Origin of the sequence: Enterobacter sp. ENT03, from assembly GCF_019218745.1 — a bacterium.
In the GTDB taxonomy this organism is placed as follows: Bacteria; Pseudomonadota; Gammaproteobacteria; order Enterobacterales; family Enterobacteriaceae; genus Enterobacter_D.
On the sequence record NZ_JAHUXA010000018.1, the window covers coordinates 63,108 to 73,967 of the forward strand.

Sequence of the window (10,860 nt, forward strand, 5' to 3'; positions counted from 1 at the left end):
TTTTCGTAAAGTGTGAACCATCGAACATGAATGCCGATCGCGCGAAAAGCCTGATACTAAAGCGTGCACCAGATCACAAATTGCGCATCTTCATTTAAGCGGCTTTTATCGAAGCATAATAATCCCCGTTACCATCTTTATGATAATTAAGATGAATATTAGCGACTATTTTTAAAACAGCTCCCTATACAACAAAAACCTTTTATTGACATTCTTAATAAATTTTTAACATCACTAAACTTTATCCCGCCCTGATTTTTAGCAGACATATACTTCCCTGGTTGACTATTTTGCAGGTTAATCATGCCTGCCAGGTTAATGAACCGAAAAATCCCAGTAAAAATAAGGTTAAGCAAGGCGGGAATTATTCTCTTTCTGTCTGCTGATTTTTAACACATTCACTACAGCACGGAATTAACATTTTTTGATAAAAATTAAATATTGTTTGGCTTAATCATCACCAGATGACGTTCGCCATCCAGTTGCGGAACGCGCAGTTTGACCACGGCGTCAACCGCGAATTCTGCCGGCAATTTTTCGATTTCATCATCAGGCAACTGGCCTTTCAGCGCGTAAAAGCGCCCCCCCACCCCCGGCAGGTGATGACACCAGCTCACCATATCGTTCAGCGAGGCAAAAGCACGACTGATCACGCCGTCAAACGGCGGCTCTGCCGGGAAATCTTCGACGCGGCTCTGCACCGGCGTGATGTTTGTCAGGCCAAGCTCGTGCTGGACCTGGCGCAGAAAACGGACTCGTTTTCCGAGGCTGTCTAACAGCGTGAAGTGCGCGTCAGGTAATACGATTGACAGCGGGATCCCCGGCAACCCAGGCCCGGTGCCCACGTCGATAAAGCGAACCCCGACCAGATGCGGCGCCACCACCACGCTATCCAGAATATGACGGATCAGCATCTCGTTCGGGTCGCGTACCGACGTCAGATTGTACGCTTTGTTCCATTTGTGCAGCATATCGACATAGGCCACCAGCTGGTTTTTCTGGTGATCGGTGAGCGAAATACCTGCTTCATCCAGCAGACGAGAGAGTTTGTTGAGCACGGTGATTACCTGTTTAGATGCTTATGGGCGGGAGTCGCTTCGCTAACCCGCCCTGAGTTGTTCTGTCGGCCCGATAAGCATAGCGCCACTGGGCAACGTTCAAGGAACTACGCGCTACGGCGCAGCATGCCCTGCTTTTTCAGCCACACCAGCAGGATAGAGATCGCCGCAGGCGTGATGCCGGAGATACGCGATGCCTGACCGATGGAAGAAGGCTTATGATCGTTAAGCTTGGCGATCACTTCGTTGGACAGGCCACTCACCTGACGATAATCCAGCGTCGCAGGCAGCACGGTGTTTTCGTTACGCTGCTGCTTGTCGATTTCGTCCTGCTGGCGCGCAATATAACCCTCGTATTTCACCTGGATTTCGACCTGCTCGGCAGCCTGGGCATCACTCAGCCCCGGCGCAAACGACGACAGCTCGACCATATCGCGATAGGTCATTTCCGGACGACGCAGCAGATCTTCCCCGTTCGCCTCGCGGGACAGCGGCGCGCTCAGCTTCGCATTCACCTCTTCAATCTTTTCAGAGTGCGGGTGCAGCCAGATGTCTTTCAGACGCTGACGTTCACGCTCGATGTTTTCCAGCTTCTCGTTAAAGCGCGCCCAGCGTTCATCGTCCACGAGGCCCAGTTCGCGGCCCGCGGCGGTTAAACGAATATCGGCGTTGTCTTCACGCAGCATCAGACGGTATTCCGCGCGAGAGGTGAACATGCGGTACGGCTCTTTGGTACCCAGCGTGCACAGGTCATCCACCAGCACACCCAGATAGGCTTCGGAACGTCCCGGCGCCCAGCCCTCTTTTTCGGCCGAGAAACGGGCGGCGTTCAGACCCGCCAGCAGCCCCTGCGCAGCCGCCTCTTCGTAACCGGTGGTGCCGTTGATCTGACCTGCAAAGAACAGACCGGCGATAAATTTGCTTTCCAGCGTCGGCTTCAGGTCACGCGGATCGAAGAAGTCATACTCGATCGCATAGCCAGGCCGGACGATCTTCGCGTTTTCCATGCCCTGCATGGATCGCACGATCTGCATCTGCACATCAAACGGCAGGCTGGTGGAGATACCGTTCGGATAAATTTCGTTCGAGGTCAGGCCTTCCGGTTCCAGGAAGATCTGATGCTGATTACGATCCGCAAAACGCATCACTTTGTCTTCGATCGACGGGCAGTAACGCGGGCCGATCCCTTCGATCACGCCGGCATACATCGGGCTGCGATCGAGGTTATTGCGGATCACGTCATGGGTTTTTTCGTTGGTGTAGGTGATATAGCACGGCACCTGGCGCGGATGTTGATCCACATTACCCATGAACGAAAAGACCGGCAGCGGCGTGTCACCGTGCTGTTCAGCCAGCACGCTAAAATCGATGGTCCGCGCGTCAATACGCGGCGGCGTCCCGGTTTTCAGGCGGCTGACGCGCAGCGGCAGCTCACGCAGACGGCGGGAAAGCGAAATCGACGGCGGATCGCCGGCACGGCCACCGCTGTAGTTATCCATGCCGATATGAATTTTGCCGTCGAGAAACGTCCCGACCGTCAGCACAACAGATTTGGCACGGAACTTCAGACCCATTTGCGTCACTGCACCGACGACACGATCGTTTTCGACGATCAGATCCTCAACCGCCTGCTGGAAGATCATCAGGTTCGGCTGATTCTCAAGGGCCGTGCGTACCGCCTGGCGGTAAAGCACACGATCCGCCTGAGCACGGGTGGCACGAACCGCCGGCCCCTTGCTCGCGTTTAGTATCCTAAACTGGATGCCTGCCTGATCGATCGCTTTCGCCATCAATCCGCCCAGCGCGTCCACTTCTTTTACCAGGTGTCCTTTCCCAATACCGCCGATCGCCGGGTTGCACGACATCTGTCCCAGGGTGTCGATATTGTGTGTCAAAAGCAGGGTTTGCTGACCCATACGTGCAGCGGCCATTGCGGCCTCAGTGCCTGCATGACCCCCGCCAATGATGATGACGTCGAAAGGATCCGGATAAAACATGGTGGTTTGCCTCGCCTGAGCGGTTAGAAAGTGGTTGGGTGCCTGGGCCGTGGATTCTACTCAACTTTAGCCCATCGAGAAAGAGCCGGGATCCTGACTATTATTAAGAGATCTTTTTCTTTTAGAGATCTTTTTTACTATGATCTCTTATTAGGATCGTCCATCTCTGTGGATAACCCGGATCCGGCGTTGAAGATCAATACATTGGAAAGGATCGTTACCTGTGAAAGATCGGTGATCCCACGCCGTATAAGCTGGGATCAAAATGAAGGGTTATGCACAGCCCAAAAACTCATCAAACCTTATACCGTGGATAACTACCGGTTGATTCAAGCTTTTAACCAGACTTATACACAGCTGATCGCACGATCTTTACACAATCTTGAGTAAATTAATCCAGGATCCCAGCCAGATTTCCGCTGGATCCTCCGGAATATCATGATCGAGGACGTTGATCCGCAGCGTTTCACCGATCTGTTTAGCACCGCAAGCTTGCATTTCGCTTTCCAGCTTGTCGATCGCCCCACAAAAGGTGTCGTACTCGCGACTGCCGATCCCGATAGCTCCAAAGCGTACTCTGGACAGATCCGGCTGCTGTTCTTTCAGCTCTTCATATAAAGGAAGAATGTTATCCGGCAGATCGCCTGCGCCGTGGGTACTGGAAACCAGCAGCCACACGCCCTCTGGCGGTAGATCCTCCAGTAACGGGCCATGCTGCGTGCTGGTGCTGTAGCCCGCCTCTTCCAGCTTTTCAGCCAGGTGCTCCGCCACATACTCTGCTCCGCCCAGGGTACTGCCGCTGATAAGCGTAATATCTGCCATGATCGTCCGTCCTCAATTAAGCGTGGCGTATTGTACGCTGTGAATGAGCTGGGATCTACCTGTGGAAAACAGGGTGATTATTTCAGAGGATCACGGGCGGATAGTACGCATGATCGGGTTCTGCAGGGAGATCAACGTCTCGGTGGACTGAATTTCATCAATTGTTTGGATCTTGTTGATAAGTACCTGTTGCAGCGCGTCGATCGATTTACACATCACCTTAATAAAGATGCTGTAGTGCCCGGTGGTGTAATACGCCTCGGTGACCTCCTCCAGGCTCTCCAGCCGTGCGAGGGCCGACGGATAATCTTTGGCGCTTTTTAAAATGATGCCGATAAAGCAGCAAACGTCATAGCCGAGCTGCTTCGGATTCACATCAATGCGCGCGCCGGTGATAATGCCTGCTTGTTTCATCTTCTCGACGCGAACGTGAATAGTGCCGGGGCTGACGCCAAACTGCTTGGCGAGTTCGGCATACGCGGTACGTGCATTTGCCATCAGCGCCTCAAGAATGCCGCGATCCAGATTATCGATCTGATAATTTTCCATAGGTTTTTCTTATGTTGATTAGGGATTCTATCCAGTTTAGCGCCATATTTTATCGAATCAAAAGTGAAGCGGGCTTTTTATCTGTTGATTATTGAATATCACTCTTGTTTTGTTGCTTAATCAGTGCCAACAGGACACAGGAGTTCAATAATGAAAACCGCTTACATCGCAAAACAACGCCAGATCAGTTTCGTCAAAGCTCACTTTTCCCGTCAGCTGGAAGAAAAATTGGGCCTGATCGAAGTTCAGGCACCGATCCTCAGCCGGGTAGGGGATGGCACGCAGGACAACCTGTCTGGTTGCGAAAAAGCGGTACAGGTCAGTGTGAAAACGCTGCCGGATGCGCGTTTTGAAGTCGTGCACTCGCTGGCGAAGTGGAAACGGCAGACCTTAGGGCAACACGACTTCAGCGCCGGGGAAGGGCTTTACACGCACATGAAAGCCCTGCGCCCGGATGAAGATCGCCTCACGCCGATCCACTCGGTGTATGTCGATCAGTGGGACTGGGAGCGCGTCCTTGGCGATGGCGAACGTCATCTCGGCACGTTAAAAGCGACCGTTTCGGCGATCTGGTCTGGTATTAAAGCAACGGAAGCGGCAGTGAGCGCGGAGTTTGGTCTGGCACCGTTCCTGCCAGAGCAAATCCACTTTGTACACAGTGAAGAGCTGTTGACCCGCTTCCCTGGCCTTGATGCCAAGGGCCGCGAACGTGCCATTGCGAAAGAGCTGGGCGCAGTGTTCCTGATCGGCATCGGCGGCGATCTGAGTGACGGCAAACGTCACGATGTGCGTGCCCCGGATTATGATGACTGGACGACCCGCACCGAAGCTGGTTTTGCCGGTCTGAACGGCGATATTCTGGTGTGGAACCCGGTGCTGGAAGATGCGCTGGAGCTGTCCTCGATGGGGATCCGCGTTGACGCCGAAACACTTAAACGTCAGTTGAAACTCACCGGCGATGAAGATCGTCTGGCGCTGGAATGGCACCGCGCGCTGCTGGAAGGGCAGATGCCGCAGACCATCGGCGGCGGGATCGGCCAGTCACGTCTGACCATGCTGTTGCTGCAACTGCCGCACATTGGTCAGGTACAGTGCGGCGTCTGGCCTGCTCAGGTACGCGACAGCGTCTCATCCCTGCTGTAATTCAGCGCCGCCAGCGACGCAGCAGGCGGCTGCGCATCCCGGTATCAAAGCGCCAGATATGATCGAAAATGCGCAGGATGCCGGGCTTGCCGTGCGCTGACATTGCCACCGCATGAAAGCGGTGCTGATGGACGCGCTGCAACTCGTTTATTTTGCCGATCACCTCGTCCGGTAGCCGCTGGGCGATAAAATCGGAGATCACCACGGCATCTGCATCGAACCACTCGCCGCCCTGCATTCGCTCGATAATGGCGCGAAAACAGCTGGCGAGATCGGTACCGCCGCGAAAACGCTGACTCAAAAAGCGGATCGCCTGCTCAATACCTTCCTGGCCCGACAGTTCATAACGCACCACTTCGCTGGAAAACAGCATAATGAAACAGCGGCGTCGGTCGGCCAGCGCCACGCGCATCAACGCCAGGCAAAATGCCTTCGCGCACTGCTCATTAAATCCGCCCATCGATCCGGACGTATCGACGCAGACGATAAACGGTCCGCGCGGTTGCTCATCAAAATCCTGATGCACCACTGGTCGCTCAGTGATCTTCTCCCGCCAGGCTTCGCCCTGTAAGCGATAAGTAAGCAGTTGCTTCTCCACCAGCCGGCGATAAAACTCATACTCCAGCTCGCTGATGCCCAGCGTGGCCAGTTCAGGCGGCAGCAGGCGCAGAATATCGTCGCTCTGTTGCAGGCCATCAACCTGTTCGGGAACGGAGGACGGCTCGCGCACCAGCGTGCGGAAAGTTTCCATTGGCGCATCGTTGCGGGGTACGGACTTCGCCTCACGTGAGCGGCCCAGCTGTTCGGCCAGCTTTTTCAGTTCGGGCTGGGCGGCCAGAAAATCGCCGTATTTTATGATCAACTGATAGTCGCCGCGCTTTAACTGCCCGGCGCTCATATCCCACAGCCGTCCGGCTGCATTGTCGTTTTCCACCAGCACCGGATCCAGCTGCCCGCTAAGCGTCATGCGCTCCTGCACTTCGCTGAGCAACTGCTCGCGCTCTTCTTCCAGCAGTTGCTGATTGAGCGCGGTGGTCTGCACCACCAGGCTTAACCGCCAGCGCTGCAAAAACAGCGTGTGCAGGGAAGGCGTAAAGGTGACGTTATCAGCCACCAGCTGTTTTGCCTGCGCGGCATAAGGAGAATGGACTTTTTCCAGCAGGGTGAGGATTTGTGGCAACTGCACGGTGAGCTGCGTGGTGGAGAGCAGCTGGCTTTGCTGGTAGCAGATGACCTCTTCCGTCAGCTCGGGCGGCACGCGGGTATCTTTCAGCCGGCCTTTTAATGCCTCCCGCCAGCGCGGAATATCCTCGGTGATCGCATGGCGCAGACGGGGGAATTTCTCAAAAAATATCGCCAGTTGCGGTGAGGCCAGCAGGGCGAGGATCAATTCTTCAATCATCCCCTCTTCACTGACCGCCAGCATCACATTGAGGGTATCCAGCGTCAGCATTGACGCGCCTGTTTGATTTGCGCGCCAACGTCCTGCAGGCTGCCTTCAATGCGACCCGCCCAGTCGCTGTGAATAAACAGGCATTTTTGCTGTTCACTGAAGCGCGTATGCTGCTGATGCCATTCGTTTTCCAGCGCTTCCAGCTGGCGGGTGATCTCATCCGGCACGTTTTCCTGTGCGCTGCCTGGCAGGGCCAGACGCGATCCTTGCAGACTGACGTCGCGCACCAGTAGATGCAATGTGCTGTCGACTTCCAGATTTAATAACTGCGCAAAACCGATGCCGTTGAGTTTGCCGCGGATCTCGCCGCCTTTTGTCAGCCACTGCTCAAGCGCAGATCGCTCAATGGTGAGATGGATCACCTGCATATCGTGCAGTTTCAGCGGCTGCTGGAGAAGCAGCGTCAGGGTGGTATCGATGAGTTCGGCCGGTAACTCATAGTGCGGGCGACGGCTGAACATGCCGCTCTGGCGCAGCACGCGCAGGGCAGTTTTATCGCTTTGCTGCTGTTGTAACTGAAGACGGCGCTGCCCGATGGCCGCCAGTCTGGTCAGCATCGGCTGCTGCTGCCAGGCATGAACGGTCATCAAAATATCTATTTGTTGCGTAAGCAGATTCATGCTCTCTGCGTCATGCCACAGACAGTCTTTCAGCAGGATCAGATCGATCGGCGCCACGGCATCGCGTCCGGAGAAAAAGGCGCTGGCCTGCAGTAAGCGAATGGCTTTTTTCCAGCGGCGATCGGAAACATACGGGGCATCAGGCAGGCTATCCAGTTGCTGACGCAGCTGAAAAATCAGCTCAAAGACGGCATCGGGCAGGGTGATCTTCGGAATATCCTGCTGCCACTGATGATACTCGTCGTCACTGATTTGCAGGGCATCGCTAACCGGATTGTCGTTTTCATCCTGCTGGCTCACCAGCATGGCACGGAAATTCCCCTTATCCTGCACTTTATCCAGCCACAGGCGAATAAGCATACGGTCATACAGCGCTTCAAGGCTGCTGTCCGCTTCCGGCAGTTCGTTGGAGGCTGCCACCAAAAGACGCATAGGGATTTTGGCTTCGCTGGCACCGTTGCGGAAACGGCGTTCGTTAATGGCCGTCAGCAGCGTGTTAAGGATCGCCGGGCCGGCTTTCCAGATCTCATCTAAAAAGACAATTTCCGCCTCCGGCAGGTAACCGGTGGTGAGGCGTTCATAGCGTCCTTCGTCTTTTAACGCCTGAATCGACAGCGGGCCGAAAACCTCCTCCGGCGTGGAAAAGCGCGTCATCAGGTATTCAAACGCCCGGGCGTTCCGAAAGGCAAACTTCAGCCTTCGGGCGATAAGGCTTTTGGCAATCCCCGGTGGGCCCAGCAGGAAGACGCTTTCGCCGCTCAGGGCCGCCAGCAGACACAAGCGGATCGCATGGCTGCGCTCAAAAAGCCCTTTTTCCAGTGCCGTACTGAGGCGGGAAATTCTTTCAGCTAATAAATGTGGGTGAGCCATAATTCATTTACTTCCTTTCGCCGGGTTTAGGGCGCAGAGCAGCGAGTATAAACGTTTCAATAAGGGCTTGTAATAGACTGAAGTAATGGTTCATTTTCTTTGAGGCAGGATAACCCGGCCGCATTTAGGGGTACGATTTGGTAAAGAATCGTGCATACTGTGCGCTTTTTGTGGGCCAAGGGACTAAGCACACAGTTGGCATTCAAACAAAAGATTAGTCTATGAGCACAGATAATAAGCAATCGTTGCCTGCGATAACGCTCGCAGCCATCGGCGTTGTGTACGGTGATATTGGTACCAGCCCGCTTTATACCCTTCGTGAATGTTTGTCTGGTCAGTTTGGTTTTGGTGTTGAGCGCGATGCTGTGTTCGGCTTTTTATCGCTCATTTTTTGGCTGCTGATCCTGGTCGTATCCGTCAAATACCTGTCTTTTGTCATGCGCGCCGATAACGCCGGAGAGGGCGGGATCCTGACGTTGATGTCGCTGGCCGGGCGAAATACCTCGGCACGCATGACCTCGGTGCTGGTGATCATGGGGCTGATTGGCGGCAGCTTCTTCTATGGTGAAGTGGTGATCACACCGGCGATTTCGGTGATGTCTGCGATAGAGGGGCTGGAGATTGTTGCGCCGTCGCTGGAAACCTGGGTGGTGCCGCTGTCGATCATCGTCCTGACGCTGCTGTTTATGATCCAGAAGCACGGCACCGGGCTTGTGGGTAAACTTTTTGCGCCCATCATGCTGGCGTGGTTTTTGATTCTGGCGGTGCTTGGTTTGCGCGGTATTATCAGCAACCCTGAAGTGCTGCAGGCGCTCAATCCGGCCTGGGCGGTCCATTTCTTCCTTGAATATAAAACGGTTTCTTTTGTGGCGCTTGGCGCAGTGGTGCTGTCGATCACCGGCGTGGAAGCACTGTACGCGGACATGGGCCATTTCGGCAAACTGCCGATCCGTGTAGCCTGGTTTAGTCTGGTGCTGCCGTCGCTGGTGCTGAACTATTTCGGTCAGGGCGCGCTGTTACTGGAAACCCCTGAAGCCATCAAGAACCCGTTTTTCCTGCTCGCGCCTGAATGGGCGTTAATACCGATGCTGATTATTGCTACGCTGGCGACGGTTATCGCTTCGCAGGCGGTGATCTCCGGCGTTTTCTCCCTGACACGCCAGGCGGTACGTCTGGGTTATCTGTCTCCGATGCGCATCATTCATACTTCGGAAATGGAATCCGGGCAGATCTACATTCCGTTCGTGAACTGGCTGCTCTATTGCGCGGTAGTTATTGTCATTGTCAGCTTTGAACACTCCAGTAATCTGGCGGCGGCCTACGGCATTGCGGTGACAGGCACCATGGTGCTGACCACTATTTTGTCGACGACCGTGGCGCGCAAAAACTGGCACTGGAACAAACTGCTGGTGGGATTCCTGCTGATCGCCTTCCTGTGTATTGATGTGCCGCTGTTCTCGGCGAACCTCGATAAGTTGCTGTCCGGCGGCTGGCTGCCGTTGAGCCTCGGCATGGTGATGTTTGTCATCATGACCACCTGGAAAAGCGAGCGTTTCCGTTTGCTGCGCCGCATGCATGAGCACGGTAATTCACTGGAGGCGATGATCGCCTCGCTGGAGAAATCGCCGCCAGTGCGCGTGCCTGGCACGGCCGTGTATATGTCCCGCGCGCTGAACGTGATCCCCTTTGCCATGCTGCATAACCTCAAGCACAACAAAGTGCTGCACGAGCGTGTCATCCTCCTGACGCTGCGCACGGAAGATGCACCTTATGTGCATAACGTTCGCCGCGTGCAGATCGAGCAACTCTCGCCGACCTTCTGGCGCGTGGTGGCAAGCTACGGCTGGCGTGAAATTCCTAACGTAGAAGAGGTATTCCACCGCTGTGGGCTGGAAGGTCTGAGCTGTCGGATGATGGAAACCTCGTTCTTTATGTCCCATGAGTCGCTGATCCTCGGCAAACGCCCGTGGTATCTGCGTCTGCGCGGCAAACTCTTTTTGTTACTGCAACGTAACGCACTGCGTGCGCCGGACCAGTTTGAAATCCCGCCTAACCGGGTGATTGAACTCGGTACGCAGGTTGAGATTTAATCTCTGAACGCCTCCGCCCGGCGGCGCTTCACTTGCACGGGCCTACAGACCGTAGATACTGTTATGCCATGCAAGCATTTTCCTCATGCAGCGTGGCATCGAACGGGCGTCCTGATTTCAGGACGCCATATGCCACCTGGGCAAGTTTACGCATCATCGCCCCGATTATCAGCTTCGCTCCCTTGCCGTTCTTCTCCAGACGCTCCCTGAACGTTTTTCCCCACGCCGTTTTATACAGCGCCACCATCGCCGGCATAT

8 protein-coding genes and 1 pseudogene are annotated in these 10,860 nt (G+C 54.8%); 2 read left to right on the plus strand and 7 right to left on the minus strand.

Features of this window, described 5'->3' with window-relative positions; genetic code table 11:
• Positions 1 to 434 precede the first annotated feature (434 nt).
• The 4 genes from rsmG to asnC all read right to left on the minus strand — a co-directional run bounded on the left by rsmG (position 435) and on the right by asnC (position 4,426).
• The gene (gene rsmG, locus KW828_RS18230) at positions 435 to 1,058 is read right to left on the minus strand and encodes a 16S rRNA (guanine(527)-N(7))-methyltransferase RsmG (RefSeq protein ID WP_218337698.1); all 624 of its coding nucleotides are present in this window, start codon (positions 1,056 to 1,058) and stop codon (positions 435 to 437) included.
• Positions 1,059 to 1,165: 107 nt separating this feature from the next.
• The gene (gene mnmG, locus KW828_RS18235; RefSeq protein ID WP_218337699.1) at positions 1,166 to 3,055 is read right to left on the minus strand and encodes a tRNA uridine-5-carboxymethylaminomethyl(34) synthesis enzyme MnmG; all 1,890 of its coding nucleotides are present in this window, start codon (positions 3,053 to 3,055) and stop codon (positions 1,166 to 1,168) included.
• 372 nt (positions 3,056 to 3,427) lie between these two features.
• Positions 3,428 to 3,877, minus strand: a complete 450-nt coding sequence (gene mioC / locus KW828_RS18240) for an FMN-binding protein MioC (protein ID WP_218337700.1) — start codon at positions 3,875 to 3,877, stop codon at positions 3,428 to 3,430.
• A gap of 90 nt (positions 3,878 to 3,967) precedes the next feature.
• Positions 3,968 to 4,426, minus strand: coding sequence for a transcriptional regulator AsnC (asnC, locus tag KW828_RS18245; RefSeq protein ID WP_218337701.1), 459 nt, complete (start codon positions 4,424 to 4,426; stop codon positions 3,968 to 3,970).
• Between the two features lie 150 nt (positions 4,427 to 4,576).
• On the opposite strand from asnC, the gene asnA reads away from it, so the two are divergent.
• The gene (gene asnA / locus KW828_RS18250) at positions 4,577 to 5,569 is read left to right on the plus strand and encodes an aspartate--ammonia ligase (RefSeq protein ID WP_218337702.1); all 993 of its coding nucleotides are present in this window, start codon (positions 4,577 to 4,579) and stop codon (positions 5,567 to 5,569) included.
• Between the two features lies 1 nt (position 5,570).
• On the opposite strand, the gene viaA is transcribed toward asnA, so the two are convergent.
• Together viaA and ravA are read right to left on the minus strand one after the other, a co-directional pair.
• Positions 5,571 to 7,022, minus strand: a complete 1,452-nt coding sequence (gene viaA, locus KW828_RS18255; RefSeq protein WP_218337703.1) for an ATPase RavA stimulator ViaA — start codon at positions 7,020 to 7,022, stop codon at positions 5,571 to 5,573.
• Entirely contained in the window at positions 7,016 to 8,512 is a 1,497-nt protein-coding gene (ravA, locus tag KW828_RS18260; protein ID WP_218337704.1) for an ATPase RavA, read from the minus strand. Before ravA ends, viaA begins: the two co-directional genes overlap by 7 nt.
• 221 nt (positions 8,513 to 8,733) lie before the next feature.
• On the opposite strand from ravA, the gene kup reads away from it, so the two are divergent.
• Complete coding sequence (gene kup, locus KW828_RS18265; RefSeq protein ID WP_218337705.1) at positions 8,734 to 10,602, plus strand: low affinity potassium transporter Kup; 1,869 nt, start codon at positions 8,734 to 8,736, stop codon at positions 10,600 to 10,602.
• Between the two features lie 61 nt (positions 10,603 to 10,663).
• Here kup and KW828_RS18270 read toward each other — a convergent pair.
• A pseudogene (locus tag KW828_RS18270) lies at positions 10,664 to 10,860 on the minus strand (IS110 family transposase); the annotation flags it as partial.